This is a genomic window from Psychroflexus sp. S27 (assembly GCF_002810405.1).
In the GTDB taxonomy this organism is placed as follows: domain Bacteria; phylum Bacteroidota; class Bacteroidia; order Flavobacteriales; family Flavobacteriaceae; genus Psychroflexus; species Psychroflexus halocasei_A.
Map to the genome: position 1 here is coordinate 55,618 of NZ_NEXQ01000008.1, position 24,005 is coordinate 79,622.

General features: G+C 33.7%; 26 protein-coding genes. 11 read left to right on the top strand and 15 right to left on the bottom strand.

Annotation, left to right across the window (positions count from 1 at the left end):
- Position 1 precedes the first annotated feature (1 nt).
- Positions 2-394, top strand: a complete 393-nt coding sequence (locus CAP47_RS01355; protein ID WP_100775056.1) for an HIT family protein — start codon at positions 2-4, stop codon at positions 392-394.
- 90 nt (positions 395-484) lie between these two features.
- On the top strand, positions 485-706 hold the full coding sequence (locus CAP47_RS12615; protein ID WP_153043468.1) for a PLDc N-terminal domain-containing protein: 222 nt from the start codon (positions 485-487) through the stop codon (positions 704-706).
- A 93-nt stretch (positions 707-799) separates the two neighbouring features.
- Here CAP47_RS12615 and CAP47_RS01360 read toward each other — a convergent pair whose 3' ends face one another.
- From CAP47_RS01360 to CAP47_RS01385, 6 genes are all read right to left on the bottom strand, one after another.
- Positions 800-3,118, bottom strand: a complete 2,319-nt coding sequence (locus CAP47_RS01360) for a penicillin-binding protein 1A (protein WP_100775057.1) — start codon at positions 3,116-3,118, stop codon at positions 800-802.
- Positions 3,108-3,617 carry a gliding motility lipoprotein GldH gene (locus tag CAP47_RS01365; protein WP_100775058.1) on the bottom strand — a complete coding sequence of 170 codons (510 nt, stop codon included), beginning with the start codon at positions 3,615-3,617 and terminating at the stop codon, positions 3,108-3,110. The genes CAP47_RS01360 and CAP47_RS01365 overlap by 11 nt, the downstream gene beginning before the upstream one ends.
- Complete coding sequence (locus CAP47_RS01370; protein ID WP_100775059.1) at positions 3,604-4,872, bottom strand: stage 0 sporulation family protein; 1,269 nt, start codon at positions 4,870-4,872, stop codon at positions 3,604-3,606. The genes CAP47_RS01365 and CAP47_RS01370 overlap by 14 nt, the downstream gene beginning before the upstream one ends.
- A gap of 148 nt (positions 4,873-5,020) precedes the next feature.
- The gene (locus CAP47_RS01375) at positions 5,021-5,500 is read right to left on the bottom strand and encodes a regulatory protein RecX (RefSeq protein WP_100775060.1); all 480 of its coding nucleotides are present in this window, start codon (positions 5,498-5,500) and stop codon (positions 5,021-5,023) included.
- A gap of 75 nt (positions 5,501-5,575) precedes the next feature.
- On the bottom strand, positions 5,576-7,117 hold the full coding sequence (locus tag CAP47_RS01380; RefSeq protein WP_093244367.1) for an Rne/Rng family ribonuclease: 1,542 nt from the start codon (positions 7,115-7,117) through the stop codon (positions 5,576-5,578).
- Positions 7,118-7,367: 250 nt separating this feature from the next.
- On the bottom strand, positions 7,368-7,658 hold the full coding sequence (locus CAP47_RS01385) for an HU family DNA-binding protein (protein WP_093244263.1): 291 nt from the start codon (positions 7,656-7,658) through the stop codon (positions 7,368-7,370).
- Between the two features lie 126 nt (positions 7,659-7,784).
- Between CAP47_RS01385 and mutY the strand changes: the two genes are divergently transcribed.
- The 5 genes from mutY to CAP47_RS01410 all read left to right on the top strand — a co-directional run bounded on the left by mutY (position 7,785) and on the right by CAP47_RS01410 (position 12,194).
- Positions 7,785-8,840: an A/G-specific adenine glycosylase gene (mutY, locus tag CAP47_RS01390; RefSeq protein WP_100775061.1), complete on the top strand. Its 1,056-nt coding sequence runs from the start codon at positions 7,785-7,787 to the stop codon at positions 8,838-8,840.
- Positions 8,841-8,877: 37 nt separating this feature from the next.
- Positions 8,878-9,327: a single-stranded DNA-binding protein gene (locus CAP47_RS01395; protein ID WP_100775062.1), complete on the top strand. Its 450-nt coding sequence runs from the start codon at positions 8,878-8,880 to the stop codon at positions 9,325-9,327.
- Between the two features lie 22 nt (positions 9,328-9,349).
- Entirely contained in the window at positions 9,350-10,669 is a 1,320-nt protein-coding gene (locus CAP47_RS01400; protein WP_100775063.1) for a gliding motility-associated protein GldE, read from the top strand.
- Entirely contained in the window at positions 10,659-11,228 is a 570-nt protein-coding gene (gene gldD, locus CAP47_RS01405; protein ID WP_100775064.1) for a gliding motility lipoprotein GldD, read from the top strand. Before CAP47_RS01400 ends, gldD begins: the two co-directional genes overlap by 11 nt.
- Before the next feature lie 72 nt (positions 11,229-11,300).
- Positions 11,301-12,194, top strand: a complete 894-nt coding sequence (locus CAP47_RS01410) for a DMT family transporter (protein WP_100775065.1) — start codon at positions 11,301-11,303, stop codon at positions 12,192-12,194.
- A gap of 69 nt (positions 12,195-12,263) precedes the next feature.
- On the opposite strand, the gene CAP47_RS01415 is transcribed toward CAP47_RS01410, so the two are convergent.
- Together CAP47_RS01415 and CAP47_RS01420 are read right to left on the bottom strand one after the other, a co-directional pair.
- Positions 12,264-14,327: a M16 family metallopeptidase gene (locus tag CAP47_RS01415; protein WP_100775066.1), complete on the bottom strand. Its 2,064-nt coding sequence runs from the start codon at positions 14,325-14,327 to the stop codon at positions 12,264-12,266.
- Positions 14,328-14,332: 5 nt separating this feature from the next.
- Positions 14,333-15,661, bottom strand: a complete 1,329-nt coding sequence (locus tag CAP47_RS01420) for a M16 family metallopeptidase (protein WP_100775067.1) — start codon at positions 15,659-15,661, stop codon at positions 14,333-14,335.
- Positions 15,662-15,841: 180 nt separating this feature from the next.
- On the opposite strand from CAP47_RS01420, the gene CAP47_RS01425 reads away from it, so the two are divergent.
- The 3 genes from CAP47_RS01425 (at position 15,842) to rpmA (ending at position 17,121) form a co-directional block, all read left to right on the top strand.
- A complete protein-coding gene (locus CAP47_RS01425) occupies positions 15,842-16,285 on the top strand; it encodes a DUF4199 family protein (protein ID WP_093244271.1) in 444 nt (147 codons plus the stop codon).
- Between the two features lie 66 nt (positions 16,286-16,351).
- A complete protein-coding gene (rplU, locus tag CAP47_RS01430) occupies positions 16,352-16,843 on the top strand; it encodes a 50S ribosomal protein L21 (RefSeq protein ID WP_100775068.1) in 492 nt (163 codons plus the stop codon).
- A 17-nt stretch (positions 16,844-16,860) separates the two neighbouring features.
- On the top strand, positions 16,861-17,121 hold the full coding sequence (gene rpmA, locus CAP47_RS01435; RefSeq protein ID WP_100775069.1) for a 50S ribosomal protein L27: 261 nt from the start codon (positions 16,861-16,863) through the stop codon (positions 17,119-17,121).
- Between the two features lie 165 nt (positions 17,122-17,286).
- Here the strand turns inward: rpmA and CAP47_RS01440 are convergent, their stop codons facing one another.
- Genes CAP47_RS01440 through recA form a run of 7 tightly spaced genes read right to left on the bottom strand, consistent with a single transcriptional unit; the run spans position 17,287 to position 22,615 of the window.
- Positions 17,287-17,724: a hypothetical protein gene (locus CAP47_RS01440; RefSeq protein ID WP_100775070.1), complete on the bottom strand. Its 438-nt coding sequence runs from the start codon at positions 17,722-17,724 to the stop codon at positions 17,287-17,289.
- A gap of 20 nt (positions 17,725-17,744) precedes the next feature.
- The gene (locus CAP47_RS01445) at positions 17,745-18,248 is read right to left on the bottom strand and encodes an acyl-CoA thioesterase (RefSeq protein WP_100775071.1); all 504 of its coding nucleotides are present in this window, start codon (positions 18,246-18,248) and stop codon (positions 17,745-17,747) included.
- Positions 18,249-18,305: 57 nt separating this feature from the next.
- Positions 18,306-19,265: an SPOR domain-containing protein gene (locus tag CAP47_RS01450; RefSeq protein WP_100775072.1), complete on the bottom strand. Its 960-nt coding sequence runs from the start codon at positions 19,263-19,265 to the stop codon at positions 18,306-18,308.
- A gap of 54 nt (positions 19,266-19,319) precedes the next feature.
- Positions 19,320-20,579 carry an outer membrane beta-barrel protein gene (locus tag CAP47_RS01455; RefSeq protein WP_100775073.1) on the bottom strand — a complete coding sequence of 420 codons (1,260 nt, stop codon included), beginning with the start codon at positions 20,577-20,579 and terminating at the stop codon, positions 19,320-19,322.
- Entirely contained in the window at positions 20,579-21,121 is a 543-nt protein-coding gene (locus CAP47_RS01460; RefSeq protein ID WP_100775074.1) for an RNA polymerase sigma factor, read from the bottom strand. The genes CAP47_RS01455 and CAP47_RS01460 overlap by 1 nt, the downstream gene beginning before the upstream one ends.
- 4 nt (positions 21,122-21,125) lie before the next feature.
- Complete coding sequence (locus CAP47_RS01465) at positions 21,126-21,542, bottom strand: hypothetical protein (RefSeq protein ID WP_100775075.1); 417 nt, start codon at positions 21,540-21,542, stop codon at positions 21,126-21,128.
- 50 nt (positions 21,543-21,592) lie between these two features.
- Positions 21,593-22,615, bottom strand: coding sequence for a recombinase RecA (gene recA / locus CAP47_RS01470; protein ID WP_100775076.1), 1,023 nt, complete (start codon positions 22,613-22,615; stop codon positions 21,593-21,595).
- Positions 22,616-22,942: 327 nt separating this feature from the next.
- Here recA and CAP47_RS01475 point away from each other — a divergent pair, with 327 nt between their 5' ends.
- Positions 22,943-23,992, top strand: a complete 1,050-nt coding sequence (locus CAP47_RS01475) for a rhodanese-related sulfurtransferase (protein WP_100775077.1) — start codon at positions 22,943-22,945, stop codon at positions 23,990-23,992.
- Positions 23,993-24,005: the final 13 nt, after the last annotated feature.

Here is a 24,005-nt window from a genome sequence, read left to right on the forward strand (position 1 = left end):
TATGTCAATTTTCACGAAGATTATAAACGGAGATTTACCAGCTTATAAAGTAGCTGAAAATGATGATTTTTTAGCCTTTTTAGATATCAATCCAAATACAAAAGGTCACACACTTTGTATTCCAAAAAAAGAAGTCGATAAGATTTTTGACCTTGATGAAGAAACTTACAACGCATTGATGACTTTCTCTAGAAAAGTCGCATTGGCTTTACGCAAAACGGTTGAATGCAAACGCATCGGTATGTCAGTCATTGGTCTTGAAGTGCCACACGTCCATGTCCATTTGATTCCTTTACATAAAATGGAAGACACGAGGTTTGATAAAAAAGTCTCTCTTTCTGAAGAAGAATTTAAAAAGCTAGCAAAAGAAATTCAAGATAATTTCGAGGCTTGATCCTAATTTTTTATTGAATAGTTAGTTAAGTTATTATATATTTATTTTGTAATAAACGAATGATTTTCTTTAAACTTTAACCTACTATTTATGCTTTTAAATTACATTATATTAGGACTACTATATGACAGACTTTTTATTTATGTCTTATATGGTGTATTGACATTGACATCAATTTATATGACACTTAAGCAAGAGTCTGGATTCTCAAAATTCTTATGGATATTACTTATACTAATTTTGCCTTTTATCGGTAGTTCAATCGGAATATTGAATTATTCCATAAACAAGAAAAAGATTAAAGCTAACTAAAATAAATAGACAGACTAATTAAGTTCTTTCAGCCAACTAAAAACTATAAACTAAAAAGCCGAGATCAAATTTGAATCTCGGCTTTTTGTGTATTTAAAAATCAATCTTGACTTCTTCGAATTTATTTTCTTCTCCTTCTTCATCTTCTTTTTCAGGATCATCACAATCAATTTTGATGCTGAGGTTATCAGGTTTTTCAAAATCATCATCAGAGACGATAATATCTTCATCTTCATACAAAGATTTCATATACATTCCCCAAATCGGTAAAGCCATTGTCGCGCCTTGACCATAAGTAATCGTTGGGAAACGAACTGACCTGTCTTCACCACCAACCCAGACGCCAGTTGCTAAGTCAGGAACCATCCCGATAAACCAACCATCACTTTGGTTTTGTGTTGTTCCTGTTTTTCCTGCAATCGCATTTTTAAAAGCGTAAGGATAACCAGTGACGGCACGTTTGTAGCTCAAAGTATTCTTAGCGTATTCAGAATTTGTTCGTAAACGACGTCCAGAACCAAAACGCGTCACACCTTCAAGTAAGTTAACTGTCACATATGCTGATTCTTCGTTAAGAACATCACGTGTTTCAGGTGTATGCTGAAAAAGTATGGTTCCGTTTTTATCTTCTATTCTTTCTATCAAAAAAGGCTCAACGTAAACACCCTTGTTGGCAAAAGTACTGTAAGCAGAAACCATTTCGTAAACTGAAATATCAGCAGAACCTAAAGCAATTGCTGCAACAGGGTCAATATTTCGGGTATCAATACCGAGCTTGCTTAATAGACTGATCACATTTTCAGGTCCAGTTCTATCAATCATTCTTGCCGTAATTGTATTGATTGACTCAGCCAAGGCTTGTTTTAAAGTCTTTATTCCTCCATATTCATTTCCCGCGTTTTTAGGTGTCCAGTCTTCTGTAACGCCATGTCTTCCTTTTGGAATGGTGTATTTTGTATTTGGCATTTCTAAGCATGGCGAATAATGAAGTTGATCAATCGCAGTTGCATAAACAAATGGTTTAAACGTTGACCCAACTTGTCGGCGCGCTTGCTTAACGTGTTCGTATTTAAAATATTTATAATTAATACCGCCAACCCAAGCTTTGACAGCGCCAGTTTGTGGGCGCATGGACATCATCCCAGCGTTAAGAAATGATTTATAATAACGAATGGAGTCTCTTGGTGTCATCACAGTATCGATAGAGCCTTCCCAGGAGAAAACTTTCATCTCACGTTTTTTATCAAAGCTTGCAAGTATTTCTTCCTCGTTGAAATCTTTCTTTTTCATCTCCTTATAACGAGGTGAATTTTTGATTCCTCTATTGATGATGCGTTTGATCTCTTCTTTATTAACGCTTCTAAAGGGTGATGTTTTATTGTTTTTATTCTGTCTATTAAATTCTTTTTGTAGCTTTTCTAAATGTCTGTCAACAGCTATTTCAGCATATTCTTGCATGCGGTAATCAATGGTCGTGTATATTTTTAAACCATCACTGTAAATATTATACTTCGTGCCATCTGGCTTAAAATTTTCTTCATCATTGATCCAATTTTTTAAGAAATCACGGACGTGCTCTCTGAAATAAGTTGCGATACCATCATCATGTTGCTCTGGTGAATAATCAGTAACAAGCTCTAACTGACGTAAAGAATCTCTTTCTTTTTCAGTGATAAAGCCGTTTTTTTCCATCTGTCCAAAAACGGTATTTCTTCTATTTAAAGCGTTTTCTTTGAAGGTTTCGCGAAGCGGATTATGAGATATCGGATTTTTGAGCATTGCGACCAACACAGCCGACTCTTCAACTGTCAATTCTTGTGGTTCTTTGCTGAAATAAATTCGCGCTGCAGATCTCACCCCAACAGCTTGATACAAGAAATCAAATTTGTTGAGGTACATCGTGATAATTTCCTCTTTGGTATATTGCTCTTCAAGTCTAACGGCAATAACCCATTCTTTAATTTTCTGAACACCACGTTCAAATTTGTTTTTATTTGTTACATCAGAGAAAAGCAACTTTGCTAATTGCTGGGTAATTGTACTAGCGCCACCTTTTGTTCCTAGGTAAGCGACGGCTCTTAGAGTTCCTTTAGCATCAATACCTGAGTGAGAGTAAAATCGCTCATCTTCAGTTGCAATTAACGCTTGAATCAAGTGAGGAGGGATATCTTCATACTTAACTGGTGTTCTGTTTTCTTCGTAATATTTACCTAATGTTTTTCCGTCAGCTGAAAGAACTTCAGTAGCTAAGTTAGTTTCAGGGTTTTCCAATTCTTCAAAGGTTGGCATTTCACCAAAAAAGCCCCAGCCCGCAAAGAGAAAAACGAAAACAACACACAGAATTCCAGCAGTAAAAATAGCCCAGAACCACAAGATGTATTTTTTAAAATTATTGTTTTTTTTATCTGTCATTTTTTTGCTTGTGTTTTTCGATGCTTAAACCTACATCGGTAATTCCTTTTAAATTTTTGAGTCCTTCAACTTCTCCAAAAGCACGCATAGCTTGCTTGATATTGATTTTGTATTCACCAATTTCTGTGAATTTCACATTTTGTTTATACCACAATTTACTCGATTTGATACTACTAAAACCTTCCCCCATAAACTCTCCATTAGGGTAAGCCATCTCGTACTCAAGTGTATCGACGATAACTTTTCCATTAGGGAAATTGATATCTGCGATGACAAATAAATTACTGAATTTATAGTCTTGATTATTTCTGATGTTAAAAAACAAATCATAATGATTGACTGTATCAGAAACCTCAACTTCAAATTCAGCAGGTTGTTCAGTTGGCCATCCGTTATCATATGACTTGACCTTTGTATAAAAAGTGTCATTTGATTGGCATGCGTTAAATATGAAAATCATCATTAAAATAGATGCGAATAAAAATCTATTGCTTTTCATTATTTGACTTAGGTTTGTTTTGTTTTTTAGGTTTTCTGTGACGTGAACCTTGACTTTTATTGTCTTTATTTGACTTTTGCGGATTCGATTTCTTTTGGTTCTTATGTCCTCTTGATTTTTGAGAAGCTGGTTTTTTCTTATTTGATCTTTTCTTTGGTCTGCGTTTAGGTTTGTCAAAACGTGTCAAACTATCTTGATCAACTGAATTTTCAAAACTTGTTGATATTTCAGGTGTGTCATCAACAAATTCTTCCAAGCTTGCGACAGGCTTACCCTCTTTCTCAGCTTTTATGATTTCTTTGACAGCTTTGGTATCTAATTCAATCCAGTTGTTGTATTCACCTTCATAAGTGTACCATAATTTAAATCTGAAAATATCTATTTTTTGGCAAACTGCTTCTCCTTTTTTAGTGACTAACTTTTTGTCTTGTCTTGGGAAATCTTTTAAAGCATCTAAATAGGAATCTAATTCATAATTTAAGCAACACTTTAATTTTCCACATTGACCAGCTAATTTCAGGGGATTTAAAGATAACTGTTGGTAACGAGCAGCCGCTGTTTTAACGGTTCTAAAATCAGTCAACCAAGTTGAGCAGCAAAGCTCACGTCCGCATGAACCAATACCGCCAAGTCTTGCAGCTTCTTGTCTGAAGCCAATTTGCTTCATTTCAATTCGAATTTTAAATTCGTAAGCAAACTCCTTAATCAGCTGTCTAAAATCAACTCTGTCTTCGGCAGTGTAATAAAAAATAGCTTTTGATGCATCACCTTGAAATTCAACATCACTAATTTTCATTTTAAGGTTAAGTCTGATGGCAATTTCTCTTGCACGCACCTTAACTGCGTCCTCTCTTTCTCTGGCTTTTTGCCAGATATCTATATCTTTTTGGTTAGCTTTTCTGTATATTTTTGCTAAATCAGGTTTGTAAGGATCTTCTTTTTTCTTACGCATTTGCACTTTTACAAGTTCTCCTGTAAGCGTGACAATGCCAATATCGTGACCTGGTGATGTTTCTGTAGCGACGATATCGCCGATTGATAATGTGAGTTTATCTGTATTTCTAAAAAACTCTTTACGTCCGTTTTTAAAGCGAACTTCAACAGCGTCAAAAGGTTCAGAACCTGCTGGAAGTTCTACATCTGATAACCAGTCAAAAACTGTCAATTTATTACAAGAATCTACTCCACAATTTCCATTACTCTTGCATCCTTTGGGCAAACCATCACTTTTGCTAGCACAACTGCTACATCCCATATGTTTATATATTTAGAGCTTTTTGGCGTTATGCCTCAGCGTTTTGTTAGTATAATAATAATCGGTAAAGATATTAAAATATTGTCAGGGCAGATTTTTTTAGCTTTCTTATCACTAAATTTTTCTTATTTCATGAGCTTATTCGGGCTCATGAAGCTTGACAAAGCCTGTTGATTGTCTCGTAAATCAATGAGTTTTCATAACCGCGATAGGCGAGGTATTGATATATTTTCTGACGACTTTTTCGTGAACAATCTTGATTGAGTTGTTTATATTTCTGTTCTGCAAGTTGATTAAGTGTTGCAATATAGTCTTGATCGTTGATTTCTTTTAAGGCCGTTTTGATATTAAAATGTGAAATTTTCCTGAATTTAAGTTCACGTGTAATTCTGAGACGTCCCCATTTTTTTATTCGAAATTTCCCTCTTGCAAAACTTTGAGAAAAACGTTCTTCATTTAAAAAATCATGTTTAATCAGCTCATTAATGATGTGTGCTTTTGCCGTCTCATACATGCCTAACTGATCGAGTTTTTTCTCGACTTCTTGGTGGCAGCGATCTTGGTAAACACAATATTGCATTGCTTTGGCAAGTGCTTCATCAACGGTTAAAGATTGTTCTTTTTTCATAGAAGTCTCAAAGATAAGTTTTTTCTTTTTTGGGCATAAAAAAAGCCCAGTTGCATATAGCAAATGGGCTTTTATTTAGTATTTAATAGGATTTCCATCCTTATCGACAAAGTGATACTCTAAATATTGATGTGCATCACGTGGTTGTATTTTGATCCATTTTTTGAAATCAAGAAACCATTTTGTTCGCATTGATGGCGTTCCTTTAACAAGGTATGCCGCAACGAAAGGATGTGCTGTTAGAGTTACTTTTTTGTAACCTTTAGCAATTATCTTTTGTAAATCTGTATTTATTTTATTGATGATAACGATAGGCGCTTCAACTTCTCCGTCTCTATTCGGATTTTTTTCACGCGTTTTAATCGCGAGTTCTGGTCTGACACGCTGTCTGGTAATTTGGATTAATCCAAATTTACTAGGCGGTAAGATTTTGTGTTTAGCTCTATCATCACTCATTTCAGCTCTTAAATGATCGTAAAGTTTTTTACGATGTTCTGCATTGATCATGTCAATAAAGTCAACAACAATAATACCTCCCATATCACGTAGCCTGAGTTGGCGTGCGATTTCGGTAGCACTAATGAGGTTAACTTCTAAAGCTGTATCTGCTTGATTTTTTGCCTTGTTGCTTCTATTACCACTATTCACGTCAATAACGTGCATAGCCTCTGTATGCTCGATAACGAGATAAGCACCTTTTTTCATTGTGACAGTTTCTCCAAAAGAGGTTTTAATCTGTCTTTCAACATTATACTTTTCGTAAACAGGTACTTTAGAGTTGTAATGAGAAACGATTGATTCTTTCTCTGGTGATATTTCACCAACGTAATCTTTAATTTGTGAGTATAAGCTTTCATCATCAACAACAATAGAAGTAAATGAGTCGTTAAACAGATCTCTTAACATTGATGATGCTTTATTGAGTTCGCCAAGAACTTTATTAGGAGGTTGTACACGTTGTATTTTTTTACACATGCTTTGCCAGCGATTGAGTAGATTCTGTAAATCTTTATCAATATCGGCAACTTTTTTACCTTCGGCTACTGTACGAATAATAACGCTAAAGCCTTTTGGTTTAATGCTTTTAACAAGACGTTTAAGTCTGTTTTTCTCTTCTTTATCTTCTATCTTTTGTGAGATAGAAACTCTATCTGAGAAGGGAACCAAAACAATATAGCGACCTGCTAATGAGAGTTCACTACTAAGGCGAGGGCCTTTGCTTGAAATCGGTTCTTTAACAACTTGTACGAGTACAGATTGATTTGGATTTAATACATCTGTAATCACACCATCTTTGTCAATATCTTCTTCAAAGTTAAAATTTTTGAAGGTGTAATCTTTAAATTTTGGCGAGCTTGCTTTCTTAACAAATTTAAGTAATGTTTTGATTTGTGGACCTAAATCATGGTAATGTAAAAATCCATCTTTTTCATAGCCAACATTAACAAATGCGGCATTGAGGCCAGAAAGTGCTTTTCTGACTTTGGCGAGGTAAATGTCACCAACTGCAATATTATTGTCACTAGACTCTTTGTGCAGTTCGATTAATCTTCCCTCTTTAAGCAAGGCAAAATCTACAGCGCCGGAACTTGATCTTATAATTAATTCCTTGTTCACGCTTTTAAATTTTGTTTCTAAGCTGTTCTGCTTAGAAAAATTAAACAATTATTGTAAAGATGTAGAAGTTTAGGTTTTAAACTTCGATGTCAAAGAACGTGTTGATAAAAGTAGAAAAAGTAGTTATTGAAAACTACTTTTTCTTGTGACGGTTAGCTCTGTTTCTCTTTTTTCTTTTGTGAGTTGCTACCTTATGTCTTTTTCTTTTTTTACCACTTGGCATAAGCTGTGTTTTTTATTGATTAATAATTTATTTTACTTCAACTTTAGTTTTTACACCTTCTATGAAAACCTTTGCAGGTTTAAAAGCAGGAATGTTGTGTGCTGGTATCTTAATTGTTGTGTTCTTAGAGATGTTACGACCAGTTTTTTCTGCTCTTTTCTTGACAACAAAACTTCCGAAACCTCTCAAGTACACATTGTCTCCGCTCTCTAAAGAATCCTTTACTTCAGCCATAAAAGTTTCAACAGTAGCTTGTACTTCAGCTTTCTCTAAGCCTAACTTGTCTGAAATATTAGCTACAATATCTGCTTTTGTCATAGTCTTTATATTTAAAAGTGTTTATTAAATTTGAGTTTGCAAATATACAGAATTAAATAACAATAAATAAATACAAAACGCTAAATAGTAGTGATATAAGCCATATTTTTGTTCAAAAATAAAAATTTGAACTTTTCTAAAGCGCTTATAAACTGGTATTTTACGCATCATAGAGACTTACCATGGCGTCGTACAAAGGCTGCTTACAACATTTGGTTGTCAGAGATTATGCTTCAACAAACGCAAGTTATTAAAGTGCTTGACTATTATCGCAATTTTTTAGAAAAATATCCAACCGTTCACGATTTATCAAGGGCTAGTGAAGATGAAGTTCTGAAAATGTGGCAAGGTTTAGGTTATTATTCCAGAGCAAGAAACTTGCACAAAACAGCTCAAATAGTGAGTGAAAACAATGGAGAATTTCCTAATTCTTACAAAGAACTTAAAAAATTAAAAGGCATAGGTGATTATACGGCTGCTGCTATTTCGTCTTTTGCTTTTGGTGAAGCTCAGGCAGTGGTAGATGGTAATGTTTATCGTGTGTTAGCTAGATATTTAGGAATTGATTTACCCATTAACTCCACTGAAGGTGTCAAGCTATTTAAGGAAAAAGCAAAACAACTTTTGGATAAAGATAGACCAGCAGATCACAATCAGGCCATTATGGAGTTTGGTGCATTGCATTGTAAACCAAAGAAACCTAAGTGTGATTCATGTCCTTTACAAATTGATTGCGTCGCATATCAACAAAATAAAGTGAATGAACTTCCTGTGAAGCTCAAAAAGGTTAAAGTCAGAAAGCGGTACCTTAATTATGTGATACTTCAAGATCAGAAAGAACATTTTTTACTTCAAAAACGAACTAAAAAAGATATTTGGCAAAATATGTTTGAGTTTCCTCTTTATGAATCTCAAAATAATCTTAATCAAGCGACAACTCAAAGTTTTAATTTAACTTTGCCAACTGAAAATTTAATACGCTTAACTGATCAGCCGATTAAACATCAATTAACGCATCAAAGCTTGTTTGTTCATTTTTGGAAGTTAGACTTGAGCGAATCCTTTGAAATATACCCAAATTTACTAGAAGATTATGAGGTTGTCACCAAAGAAGAACTTCTGGATTATGCAGTCCCAGTTTTGATTGCTAATTATATTCAGAAACACTTTTTTAAAGGATAAATCTTTTTTATTACATTTACATTTAAAATCAATTATTATGGCTGGGACACTCAATAAAGTTATGCTTATCGGACACACAGGAGATGACGTAAAAATGCATTATTTTGAAGGTGGTAATTCTATCGGAAGATTTCCGTTAGCTACCAATGAAGAATATGTTAATAAAGCAACAAATGAGCGTGTTAGCAATACGGAATGGCACAATATTGTTGTTCGTAATAAAGCTGCTGAAATTTGCGAAAAATATCTCAAAAAAGGTGATAAAGTTTATATAGAAGGTCGCATCAAAACCAGAAAATGGCAAGATGATAAAGGCATGGACAGATATTCAACAGAAATTCATTGTTCAGAATTTACATTCTTGACGCCTAAAGGAGAGAGCGATCAAAGCTCTTCAGCTCCAGCCACTCAACCTAACCAGCAGAAACCAGCTTCACAACCTACTAAAGAAACGAAGGTTGAAGAAGAAGATGATCTGCCCTTTTAGTTCAATTTAAATCACACGTAATTTGGAACCTGACCCCTCGAGTTTGTTTATAAGTTTAGCCCTAGATGCTGGCGGTATATTTCAGCTTGTTCTCTTTTTTATATTATTGATATGCTCAGCTTTGGTTTCTGGATCAGAAGTGGCTTTGTTTTCTCTTAAGCCGACTGATTTTGATTACGAAAATATATCGGCTAAAGATCAAATTTTGATCAATCTTATCGATAGACCAAAAAAACTTTTAGCAACAATACTTATTGCTAATAACTTTATCAATATTGCTATTGTTTTGCTTTACAGTTCGTTTAGTGACGACTTATTGCAAAGTACCAACATCAGCTGGTTTGGCATTAATCTTAAATTGATAATTGACATTGGGATTGTGACTTTCCTGATTTTGCTTTTTGGTGAAATCTTGCCTAAAGTTTATGCCAACAGAAATAGTGTAGAGTTTGCACATTTTATGGCTTATCCATTAGCTGTTTTAGATAAAATATTTTCACCTTTAAGCATGCCAATGCGCTCAGTAACATTGAAAATTCACCAGAAGTTTGGTAAACAAAAATCTCACTTAAGTGTTGATCAACTATCCCAAGCGCTTGAGTTAACCAATGAAGAAGAAACAACTGTTGATGAAAAAAAGATTTTGCAAGGCATTGTTTCTTTTGGAAATACCGATGCTAAGCAAGTCATGAAACCAAGACTTGATGTTTTTGCCTTGAGTTCTGATACGGATTACCAAGTTGTTTTGAATCAAATTGTTGAAAATGGTTATTCTCGAATTCCAGTTTATAAAGAAGATGTTGACAATATTATCGGGATTCTTTATGTGAAAGATTTGTTGCCTTACCGAGATCATGATGATTTTGAATGGCAGAGCTTGCTGAGAGAACCTTACTTTGTTCCTGAAAACAAAAAACTTGATGATTTATTAAACGATTTTAAGTCTCAGAAAAATCACTTGGCAATTGTTGTTGACGAGTACGGAGGCACAAGCGGATTGATTTCTCTTGAAGATATTATTGAAGAAATAGTCGGGGATATCAGTGATGAGTTTGATGATGAAGATTTGGTTTTTTCTAAAATTGATAATCATACTTTTGTTTTTGAAGGAAAAACTTCTCTGAAAGATTTCTACCGTATCTTCGATTTTGATGAAAATACGCAAACTGAATTTGAAGCAGAAAAAGGTGAGTCAGAAACCTTAGCGGGTTTTGTTCTTGAAATTTCAAAAAGTTTACCCAAGAAAAATCAAACCATTCAGTTTTTACAATTTACTTTTACAATTGAAGTTGTTGATAATAGGCGTATTAAACAAATTAAAGTGAAACGAAATGAATCTTAAGCTTGTCTCTTTCTTATTATTGTTCGTTTTTTTGACGATGAGTTGTCAAACAGATGTGCAACCTAAAGCCAAGGCTTTTTTGGATTTAAATTATCCTGATAATAGTTATAAACAGCTTAATACAAACTGTCATTTTTACTTTGATGTTAATGAGTTAGTGAAGATTGATCAATCCAAAAATTATGATCAATGTTCATTTGATATCGTTTATCCTCAAATGGACGCGACCATATTTTTCTCTTATAAAAAAGTCAATAATAATTTGAGAGAATTATTGTCTGATGCTCAAAAGCTTCCCTTAAAACACACGATTAAAGCAGATGCGATAGAGGTTGATGTTTACTCAAACGATGAAACAAAAACCTATGGAAACTTTTATGAAGTTGAGGGTGACGCAGCTTCTCAAGCTCAATTTTATTTAACTGATAGTGTCAATCACTTTGTGACAGCTTCTATTTATTTCAAAACACGTCCCAATTATGATTCTATTTTGCCAGCTGCTGCTTATCTTAAAAAGGATTTAAAACGAATGGTTGAGAGCTTAAGGTGGACGAAATAAGCCTTTAAACTTTAGTCTACTTTTTTAAGGAAAGCCGAATAATTAAATTGATTTTTGCACAAAAATTTCAAAGTGCCAAATCAATATCTAAAATGGTTTTTCCTCATCACATTATCCTTGCTTTGGGGAAGCTCATTTATCCTTATTAAAAAATCTCTATTAGGTTTAAGTCCAATTCAATTGGGAGCCGTTCGTGTATTAATCACTGGTATCGTGCTCATTTTATTTGGCTTCAAGAAGCTAAAACAATTGAATAAACAACAATGGTTTTGGGTTGGTTTGTCAGGTTTTATAGGGACATTTTTTCCAAGTATTTTATTTGCTTACGCAGAAACTGAAATTGACAGTGCAATTGCTTCAATATTAAATTCAACTGTTCCTTTATTAGCGCTTATTGTTGGGCTAAGTTTTTTTGGAGCAGCTTTCATCAGGAAACAATTTATTGGTGTTTTCATCGGTTTAATTGGTTCAGTTTTGCTTATTTTTGCTGGTGCTTCATTAAATCCTGATCAGAATTATTGGTTTTCAATTTTTCCGATTATCGCTTCTGTGATGTATGCTTTTAATGCTAATATTATTAAAAAATATCTTCAGAATGTATCAGCTTTGGGTATCGCAACTGGGTCTTTTTTAATTTTGATTCCTGTTTCAATTGTTGTTTTATTTGCAACCGATTTTTTTACTGTTGAAAAGTTGAAATCTCCTGAGACACATCAAGCGCTGATTTATGTAAGTATTTTAGCTGTTTTAGGGACTGCTTTCGCAAAGATTATTTTTAATCGTTTAATACAGATTTCGAATCCTGTTTTTACAACTTCAGTGACTTACTTGATACCAATCATCGCTTTGTCTTGGGGTTTTTTAGATGGAGAGCAATTTAATATGATGCAATTTGGTGCAGGCTTAATCATTTTATTAGGTGTTTATCTTGCCAATAAAAAGAAGCGACTTAAAAATAGAGCTTAATTTTTAGCATAAAAAAAGCTGCTCTAAAAATTAATTTAAAGCAGCTGAATTATTTAAAGGATTTCAGATTTACTCGAAATCTTTATCAGAAACACCTTCGTTAACTTTAACTTCTTCAATGTTGATTTCAATCTCCATTGGTCCTACTTTTTGAGTTAATTTAAATGGAAATTTGATACCGTCAACTTCTTTGTAGTCAGAGTAATCAATTGTTGTAGTTGCTGTTTGACCCATTTGTTCAACTGTTGTTGCAGTTTGGATTTTTAAACCAGTTTCAACGCTATAAAACTCTTTAGTTGTTTCGTTGATTTTAACAGCGTAAGCGTCTTGTCCATCAATGTTTTCAATCGCTACAAGCTCAACACCATCAGCAACATTTAATTCACGAACAGCACCAGCAATCTTCTTGTTAGCCATGTTTTGCTCTTCAGTGTAATCCATGCGTTGGCCTTGACCTTCTTGGTAGCCTTTCTCACCATCAAAAATCATTTTTTGCATTGTGTTTCCACCCATTTTAAGCTCCACACTAGATTTTCCTGATTTTGTTCTTTTCTCTTCATATTGTAGAGACATCCCTTGCACAGCAGCATTACCTTTAATGTAAACTGTGTTTACATCTTCAGCTTTGTTTTTTCCACCAATAGCTTTGATGTAATCTTGGTAAACACTAGCAGCATCAACGCCTTCTGGAATTGGCTTAGTGAATACAGGTTTATCAACTTTATTCGCTTTTTTATCAAAGTATAACACTGGGATGCGTTTGCCATCAACAGTTACTTTCTCTAAGTTTTCAACAACTTCAGAACCTTTACCAGTCACAACAATTCTTAAGTTATCAACTTTAAGATATTTATTTGCTACTCTTTTAATGTCAGCAATAGTTACTGCATTAATTTTCTCTAAGAAAGTTTCATAAAAGTCTTCAGGAAGCTTTTTAGTTTTAATGTTAAGTGCATAATTAGCCACTGTTGAAGGGCTTTCTAATTGCATCACAAAACTACCAGCAAACTTTTTCTTGATGTCTTCTAATTTTTCTTTATCAACGTCTTCAGTTCTGATACGTTTGATTTCTTTAATAAATTCAACAACTGAACTGTCAGTTACTGCATTTCTTACACCTGCTGAAGCTCTAAAGCGTGAAGCATATCTACTATTGCCAATGCTTGATCTAGCACCGTAAGTGTAACCTTTATCTTCCCTTAGATTCATGTTCAAGTAACTTCCGAAGCTACCACCTAAGATTTGGTTAGCAACAATAACTGGGAAATAGTCAGCATCACTCATCTTTAAGTCAACAGTGTTTTGAACGATGATTTGACTTTGAACAGCATTTGGCATATCAACAAAGTTGATTTGCGTGTATTGCGCATCACGAACTGCTGGGAGACTCTCGCTTGGAGGCGTTTCTTCTTTCCAGTTTTTGAAATGCTCTTTGACCAACTTCTTTACTTCTTTTTTAGAAATATCTCCAACAACGACCATATATGCATTCTTTGGAGAGAAGTAATTGCGGTACATGTTTTTAACATCAGCTAAAGTAATTGACTCAACAGATTCAGGTGTTGTAAACTGTCCGTATGGATGATTTTTACCATAAGCTAAAGCAGATGATACACGACTACCGATTGCTTGAACGTTCTTCTCGTTACTTTTTAAGTTCTCAATAAGCTTAGCTTTTTCAGACTCAAATTCTTCTTGAGAAAAAACTGGGTTTAAAGCACCTTCAGCCATTAATTCCATCACGCGTGGAAAGAATTTAGATAAAGAGCTTGCATAAGCACTTTCAGATCCAAAGCTAATTGAAGCGCCAAGAAAATCTACCTCTTCGTTAAATTCGTCTTTAGAAATATTTTTAGTTCCAGTACCAAGTAAGCTAGAAACTAGGCTCGCTGTCCCAGGCTTATCAGCTGTATAAGGTTTGTTATCGATCATTAATCGTACGGAAACTCTTGGGAGTTTGTTGTTTTCAACAACTAATACTTCAAGTCCGTTGTTTAATGAAAAACGATCAGGTTCTCCAAGATTAATTTTTGGAGCTGGACCTGGTTTAGGCATTGTCGATCTATCAATTTGTGCAGTCGCATTTGTTGCGATCAGACAAACTATAAATAGGGTTAAAATTTTAAATTTCATGTCTTTTATTTTTGTTCTTTATCTGATTCAGGTAAATAGTCTAAGTCCAAACGTTTGTTTTCTTGTAAGTATTTCTGAGCTACTTCTTGAATTTCTTCACGTGTAATACTTCTGTAGATTTCAATTTCTTCATTGATTAAATCAGTATTACCATAAAGAACATTGTAAGTTGCTAATGAACTTGCGATTCCTTCAATACTTGAGTTTGAGCTCACAAATCTATTTTCGAATTTGTTTTGTAACTTCTGGAATTCTCTTTCTGAGATAAGTTCAGTTCTTAATTTCTCAACTTCATCATCCATAATTTCAGCGAGCTTGTCTAGAGGTGTTTCTCCCATAGGTAAAGCTCCCATAACGTATGTGCCATAGTCTTCCATTGGTCTTGGAAAAGCTAAAACTTGTAAAGCTACTTTTTCGTCGTCAACCATTCTTTTATACAAACGAGAGCTTTTTCCATCCGTTAATATAGAAGAAATCATGCTCATAACGTATGAATCACGGTGACTCATACCTGGAATTCTGTAAACGTGAACTTTTAAAGGAATTTGGATATTACTATCATATTCAGTTTTTACAATTGCTTCTGTAATAGGTTCTTCTTTAACCTTAACTCTTTCAACTTCAGGTTTTCTTTTGATAGATCCAAAATAGTCTTCAACCATTTTTTTCATTTCATTTTTTTCGAAATTTCCAGCAACAACTAATGTTGCATTATTGGGACCATAGAATTTTTCAAAAAATGCTTTAAACTCATCAAGTTGAGCTGCATCTAAATCTTTCATCGTTCCGATGATAGAGTTTTTGTAAGGATGCTTTTTAAACAAATGCTTGTTGATGCCAGTTGCATATGAAATTTTACCGTAAGGCGCGTTGTCAATTCTAGAACGCTTTTCTTCTTTAACGACTTCATTTTGTGTGTCAACACCTATTTGATTTATAATTGGCTGAAGCATACGCTCAGACTCCATCCATAATCCAATTTCGATAGCATTAGAAGGGAAAGTTTCGTAGTAGAAAGTTCTGTCTTGTGAGGTGTTTGCATTATTGCTACCACCATTGGCTGCAACTATATTAAACCATTCACCACGCTCAATATTTTCTGTTCCTTCAAATAAAAGGTGCTCAAAAAAGTGAGCAAAACCTGTACGTCCTTCTGTTTCGTCTTTTGAACCTACGTGGTACATCACACCAATTGTTGCGACAGGAACAGTGTTGTCTTGATGTAAAATGACATGTAAGCCATTGTCTAAATCATACTCTGTAAACTCTACTTGTTGAGCGAAAACAGGTATGCTCATACAAAAAAGCAACAGTAAATTGAATGTTCTTTTCATTTTTAATTAATTTTAAATGTAAACTATAAGTTGATAAAATTTTAGATATGTTACAAATATCTATGTTTAATTTTGAACTAACCTACTAAAAGACCTCTTAAATCTATAATTTTTATGTCTTAACAAGATATTTAAATATGTTTTACATTAATTTTTGTAATTTAACATAAAAATCAAACGATGAACAGAATTTCTATTTCAATCAGATACGGAACTGCACTCGCAGCATCACTTATTGCGTATTTCTTAATATTAAGTTTATTTGATGCACACACGCAAGCAGGCTTTAGTACATTTAATATGGTGATTACGGCCTTTGCGATTTATGACTCAATACGTTCGCGCAAACACGAGCTTCGAGAAAATTTTAAATATGAAAACGGAGTTGTTTCTGGATTGATCACAGGTATTTTTGGTACAATCTTATTTACTGTTTTTATGAGTATTTACACTTCGGAGTTAAATCCTGATTTTTTAGACAACTTAACAGGAATGATGTCCAAAAATTTAGATGTTAATCCATTGATGTTTTCATTTGTAGTTGCCATTATGGGCTTTGCGACAACTGTAGTCATGACTTTAACTTTTATGCAGCTTTTCAAAAAATCTATTCATAAAAAATAAAAATTCTTTGTGTTTATTTTAAAAGGCGTATATTTGCAAGCATTTTAAAATTTAAACATAAACACTATGTACGCAATCGTAGAGATAGCAGGGCAACAGTTCAAAGTAACTAAAGACCAAAAAGTGTTTGTACATCGTTTAAAAGAAGATGAAGGAGCTTCAATAAGCTTTGACAAAGTTCTTTTATTTAATGATGGCAACACAACCACTCTTGGCGCCCCGGCTATAGATGGTGCAAAAGTTGACGCAAAAGTCCTTAAGCACTTGAAAGGAGACAAAATTATTGTCTTCAAAAAGAAAAGAAGAAAAGGTTACAAAAAGAAAAACGGTCATAGACAGTATTTGACTGAGATTCAGATTGAAGGTCTTTTCGGAAGTGGATCAAAATCATCATCTAAAAAAGCTGAGCCTAAAAAGGAAGAAGCTAAAAAAGATGACGGAAAACAAGACTTGAGTAAAAATACCGTTGCTGAATTAAAGGAAATGGCTAAAGCTCAAGGTTTAGAAGGTTATTCTTCATTGAAGAAAGCAGAATTAATTGAAGCTTTAAGCAAATAATTTAAAAACTTTTAGAGATGGCACATAAGAAAGGTGTAGGTAGTTCGAAGAACGGAAGAGAATCAGAATCGAAAAGATTAGGCGTAAAGATATTTGGTGGTCAAGCTGCTATTGCAGGGAACATCATCGTTAGACAAAGAGGGACTAAACACAGACCTGGTACTAACGTTTACTTAGGTAAAGATCACACTTTACACGCTAAAGTTGACGGAGTTGTGCAGTTTACAAAAACAAAAGACGATAAATCTTATGTTTCTATTGAGCCATTTGAGGCTTAAAAACGCACTTATATAATTTTAAAAAAGCCTGATGAAGTTTTCATCAGGCTTTTTTTATGCTTTCATTTTGAGGAATAATTCTTGTTTAGAAATGAAATTTTTCAAGTACAAAAAAATGCCTTTCAAGTCGAAAGGCATTTTTAGAATTTATAATCTAATAATTTCTTAGAACCATGCATTCCAAGGAATTCTTGATAACATAAGAATAAGCGCTAATGCATAAAATATAGCAATCATTCTAAATTTCTTTGTTGAAGATAATTTTTTCTTGTGCTTACTATAACCCATAGTAATTAAAACGATAGAGATAATCATTATAAGCGGATGCTCAATGAGGTAAAGTCTTAATCCAGAATTTTTCATCACTTCTCCCATGCCTTGTTCCGAAAATGCTGAAAAATATGGCGAGACAAAATAAAGAACAATACCTATTAGTAATTGAATGTGTGAGACAATCAATGTGAATAGTGAAATTCTGAAATCTTTCGCACCATAAGGACTTTTAGAAAGCGTTTTGATAATGGCGTTAAAGGTTGCTAATATTAAGATTAAGAGGACCAAATATGCCCAATATGAATGGAGTACTTTAATTGCTTCTGACATTTTTTAGTTTTTTTTGATTATTATTCGAATATAGCTTTTAATTCCGTAGCATCTTTAGGACTCATTTTTCCTGCTAAGACTAAGCTAAGTTGTTTACGTCTCAATGCGCCTTCAAAACGTTCTTTTTCTAAATCGGTTTGAGGCTCTATTTTTGGAACTGGAACTGGATTTCCAAGATCATCTACAGCAACAAAAGTGTAAATTGCATCATTTGCCTTTGTGCGTCTTCCACTTTCTCTGTCCTCTATCCAAACATCAATAACAATTTCTAAAGATGTTTTAAAAGCTCGAGAGACTTTAGCCTCAACAGTAACAACACTTCCCAAAGGAATAGCTTTATTAAAAGCAACGTGATTAACAGATGCTGTAACGACAATTCGTCTTGAATGTCTTCGTGCTGCGATACTTGCTGCGCGATCCATTCTTGCTAGAAGTTCACCGCCAAATAAATTGTTTAATGGATTGGTTTCACTAGGAAGCACCAAGTCCGTCATGACAGCTTTAGAATCTTCAGGATATCTCATTTAATTTTCATTTTCGACAAAGATAAGTCTTGTTTTATTAAGAGTATACTAAAATCTTTATTTTACGAGCAGCCAAGCAGAAGGGTTTTCTTGTTTGATTTTTCTCAAAAATGCAATAGCTTTCTCTCTGTTGTCAAAGCTTGCGTAAGCAATTTGATGAAGCTGATATCTATTGATACCAACGTAAGTTGCTGCGTAGTTTTGTTTTTTGAGTTGCTTTATTTTTTTATGTGCGTTTGCTTCCACACGAAAAGCACCAGCAATTACATGATATTGACTTGTGTTGACTTCTTGTTTTGAACCTATATTATTTTGAGAATTTACTTTTTCAATTTTATTCTCAACAATAATAGGTTGGAAGGCACTTTTTAAGTTAAAGCTAGCTTCTTGAATTTCTTCTTGTAATATTTTTTCAGCCTTTTGTTGTTCGGCAATATTATGTGTTTCAATTTGGTTTTCGTAATAACCAAGACCTAGTGCAGAAGCAATTCCTAAACCGATAAAACCAATCGCCGCATATTTTAAATAAGCAGAAGTTCTTGATTGAGGTTCAGGTTTAATTTGTTTAATACCTTTAGAATGTTGTGAAGCTTCGATTTTTTCTTTTTCAAAAGCTTTGAGGGAGATACTCTCTAATCCAAAAGCATCAAGCAGAAAGTTTTGATTTTTATCAGCTTGGAAAGAGATTTGTTCATCTTGTCTGAAAGTTCCTAGACGATCTAACGAAACCACTTTGCCTTCATGTAAAGCGACTTTAAGATCTTGAACAAAGAAGCTTACTTTTGAAACAGCTTTTTGATATGTTATCTTTTCTTTAAAAGCAATATGTTTTGAAAGTAAAGCATCATTGTTTTTGATTTGCGCGTTAAACTGAAGACTTCTTTTAGGTGGTTTAATATGATGTGTTTCAGTATTAATGACTGCAGATTCTCTTTTTGTCAAAAAAGCGCCAAAGTCAGGAATAATCACACAATCATGCGTGTATAAAAGTTCAATGATGTAGTCTTCGATTCTCATAAAAACAAAAATAAGCTTATTTAAATCTTATAAAAATTTGTGGGTGATATTTTTTTAAAATCTAAATTTCACCCCAGAAAAAAGCCCGAAATAATAAGGTTGTACATTTGTGGTTTCTACCTCAAATGTATTGATTTGGTATTTAAAATTTGGCTCTAAATTTAATGACCATTTTTCAGAGAAATTGTAATCTACGCCAAAACCAATATTAGCCGAGAAGCTGGTTTTATTAATGTTAGCAGTTTTTCCGACATAATTATTTAATGCTTCCGAGTGATAGCTCACTTGATTTTGATTAAGCAAAAGTGTACTTGTTCCTGCCATGATATGAAAACCGATTTTCTTATCGATTAATTTATACTCAACCTCAAGTGGTATCTCAATAAAGCCCATGTCTTGGCTGAGATATCCAGATGTTACATTTCCAGATGAATACTCTTCATAATTTGCTCTTTTTGCATCATAAGATGTGACATATTTTTGTTGAGAAGCAACTGTATTTTGAAGATTTGTTTTGTTATAACTTGGCATATTATAAGTCTGAACAATATCTTCAGTTTTATAATTCATATTCACTTGATTGATACCTGTTCTAACGCTTAATTTCGGCGTGACTTGATAGGAGAGCTTGACACCGTAAGACATATTAATGTCATTGGTGTGAGCTGCATATTTTTGATTTAATGTATTTGAACCATTAAGAGATCCTGCATATATAGGTGCAATTTGTGGGTTTACCATCCACGGATTTTCGATCTCTTGAGTGGTTTTTTCTTTAGATTTTTTATGAAGATGATAATGATCAAACAATAGCATTGATGTCTCAAAATCAAAAGAGTTCTGAATGATTGATGCTGATTTATAATTTAAGAAATCAACATTAATATTTTTTCCTTTGTTGTTGGCAAGGCTGACGGTTTCAGAGGAGGTTTGATTTGAAAAAGCATCGAAAATTAAGCTTAAATCTTGCCAAAGTATTAAAGAATAATCGGTTTCAGAATTATCAACAAAATGATTTTTCCAAAAGTATTGGTCATTCTTGTAAATGATATCACTCTGCGTAATATATTGATTTTCTGTAAAACCAGAAGATGATGTTTTAAAATTCTGATACAAGGCACCTAAGCCAAAAATGATAAGTCCTGAAGTGACAACAGCCGCATATTTTAACAAAACCAAAAAGGGAATGAATTTTTTCTTTTTAGTCGTTAATTTCTTTTCAATATGATGCCATGATGAATGGGGAGGCTGAGCTTCAAAATTCTGAAAAGCCTCTTGAAAAACACGATCGATATGTTTTTTTGATTCACCCATCAGGCTTTTTTTTGAGATTTTAAATTTTGTTTATTTTCAACATCTTTTCTCAATATTTCTCTAGCACGGGATAAGTTAGATTTTGAAGTTCCAAGGCTAATATCCAATTCATCAGCAACTTCTTGATGAGAGTAACCGTCTAAAACATAAAGGTTGAAAACCAACCTGTATCGGTTGGGTAAATTTTGAATGCAGTTGAGGAGTTCATCTAGATTTAGATTTTTATCATCCACAGTCGGTTTTTTCTCATCTGGAATGTTGGTGTGGATGAGCTCGTAAACTTTTTGTTTTTTATATTTCTGCAAGGCTGTGTTGATCAATATACGTTTCATCCAGCCTTCAAAAGAACCTTTGAATTTATATTGATGTATTTTTTCAAATATATTGATAAAAGCATCCTGCAAATTATCCTGGGCTTCAGGATAATTGCGGGAATACTTTAAAGCAATTCCAAAAAACTTAGGCGCATAAATATTATAAAGCTCTTTTTGAGCTTCAGTATTATGATTCTTACACTTTTTAATAAGTTTTTTGAGTAGCATTTATTTATTCATCTGTGACGTTGATTATTTTTTCAATGAAATTATATGTACCATCATCCTTTTTGTCAGCTAAAAATCTGAATTTCATTTCACCTTCTCTGTCAATAGTATATTTCAATGAATCTTCAATTAACTCATTTTGCTCTTCTAAATTACAATCTCGATAGTCTTCTACTAGGATTGGTTTGATAAGAACATAATTATCATTTGATTTGTCAATCTCAAATTGCTCAAATTTTAAGCACTCATAAGGTCTTTTTATTTTAACATTAAAAGTGACCTCTTCATTGGATGAAGCATCAGACGGAGAAGAAATCTCAGTGAAGCTGCCTAATTGAGTGATACCCAAATTTTCATTGTCGTCGTCTAGACAACTTGTTAGCGCAAAAATAATAGCGATTAAAAATAATTTCTTAAACATAACTTTATATTTTAGATTAACTAAAAAGGAATTGGTTGCGTAAAACCTTCTTAAGATTCTTCTTTTGATATTTTGATTGCTTCTAATATTTTTGTTTCAAGTTCATCCATTAACTCGGGGTTGTCCTTAAGAAGCATTTTAACAGCGTCACGGCCTTGTCCTAGTTTTGTGTCGCCATAGCTGAACCATGACCCTGCCTTTTTCACGATCTCGTAATCAACGCCAATATCAATGATCTCACCAACTTTTGAAATTCCTTCTCCGTACATAATGTCAAATTCTGACATTTTGAAAGGTGGTGCAACTTTGTTTTTCACAACTTTTACACGGGTTTTATTACCCATCACTTCACTGTTGCTATTTTTTATTTGTGTAGAACGACGAATGTCTAATCTTACTGAAGAGTAAAATTTCAATGCGTTACCACCAGTTGTTGTTTCTGGATTACCGAACATCACACCAATTTTTTCTCTCAATTGGTTAATGAAAATCACCGTACATTTTGATTTACTAATAGATGCCGTTAGTTTACGTAATGCTTGAGACATTAGTCTTGCATGTAATCCCATTTTTGAGTCACCCATTTCACCTTCAATTTCACTTTTAGGTGTCAATGCAGCAACAGAGTCAACCACCACAATATCAATTGCACCAGAACGAATCAAGTTATCGGCAATCTCTAAAGCTTGCTCACCATGGTCAGGCTGAGAGATAATTAAATCATCTATATCAACGCCAAGTTTTTGGGCATAAGTACGATCAAATGCATGCTCAGCATCAATAAATGCTGCAATTCCGCCAGCTTTTTGCGCCTCAGCGATTGCGTGTAAAGTCAAAGTTGTTTTACCTGAAGATTCAGGGCCAAAAATCTCAATGACTCGCCCACGTGGATAGCCACCAACGCCTAAAGCTAAATCTAAACCAAGTGATCCTGAAGAAATTGCGTCAATATCCTCAACGGCTTGATCGCTCATCTTCATCACAGTTCCTTTTCCGTATGTTTTGTCTAACTTATCTAAAGTGAGCTTCAGCGCTTTTAGCTTTGCTTCCTTTTCATTATTTTCCTTTGCCATAATTCTTTCTTTTGATGTAAAAATACTATTTAATTCAATAATATTTTATTTTAACGCAACCATTTTGAAATAGACTCATCTTCTAGGTGGGCAGTTCAAACCTTACTGAAATGCTCACTAGGGGAACCAATTCATTTTGGTAGACGGTCGGCTAGTTTTTGAAAACACTAAAAACTATGCATTTGTATGTTATTATTCAATAACGAGTTAGCCACTAGAAAAAGTCCTGAGCCTCAGGACTTTTTTCATTTCTACATATTTTTATTCAGAAGTGTTTATCTTTGCACTTTATTAAAAACTTTCTTTTAACTTTTAAATTAGTATAGCATGCAACTGTACAATAAACTAAGTGCCAAAGAAAGGGAAACTCTTCTTGATGAAGCAGGCGAGGAACGCCTGACACTTTCCTTTTATAAATATGCGAAAATTGGCAATCCGCAACTTTTCAGAAATCATCTTTTTATCGCGTGGGACGCACTTGATGTGTTGGGCAGAATTTATGTCGCCCATGAAGGTATCAATGCTCAGCTTTCTGTTCCAGCCAAAAAATTTCAGGAATTCAAGTCATTTTTAGATAATATTTATTTTCTAGAAAATGTGAGACTTAATATTGCGATTGAGCAAGATGATAAGTCCTTTTTAAAATTAAAGCTTAAAGTGAGACCGAAAATTGTTGCTGATGGTTTGAACGATGACACTTTTGATGTGACTGACAAAGGCGTTCATGTTGATGCTGATCGTTTTAATGAATTGATTGAAGACCCAAACACTGTTTTGGTTGATATGCGAAATCACTATGAAAGTGAAATCGGTCATTTCAAAAATGCAGTCACACCAGATGTTGATACGTTTAGAGATTCTCTCGATATAATTGAAGCTGACTTAAGTGAGCATAAAGAAGACAAAAACCTTGTGATGTATTGCACAGGAGGTATTCGTTGTGAAAAAGCTAGTGCTTATTATAAACATAAAGGCTTTAAAAATGTTTTTCAATTGGAAGGTGGCATTATAGAATATGCGCGACAAATTGAAAATAAAGGCTTAGAAAATAAATTTTTAGGTAAGAATTTCGTTTTTGACCACAGACGTAGTGAACAGATTTCTAATGAAGTTATTGCCAAATGTCACCAATGCGGTGAAGCTTGTGATACACATGTGAATTGTGCAAATGAAGCTTGTCACTTGCTTTTTATACAATGTAAAAGCTGCGCAGAAAAAATGGAAAATTGTTGCTCTGAAGCTTGTCAAGAAGTAATTCAATTGCCTTATGAAGAACAAAAAAGACTTCGTGCAGGCAAAAAGAATAGCAATAAAATCTTTAAAAAAGGGCGTTCACCTGTATTGAAATATAAATCAATGCCAGCTGAAACAGCTTAATCATAAACAGGCT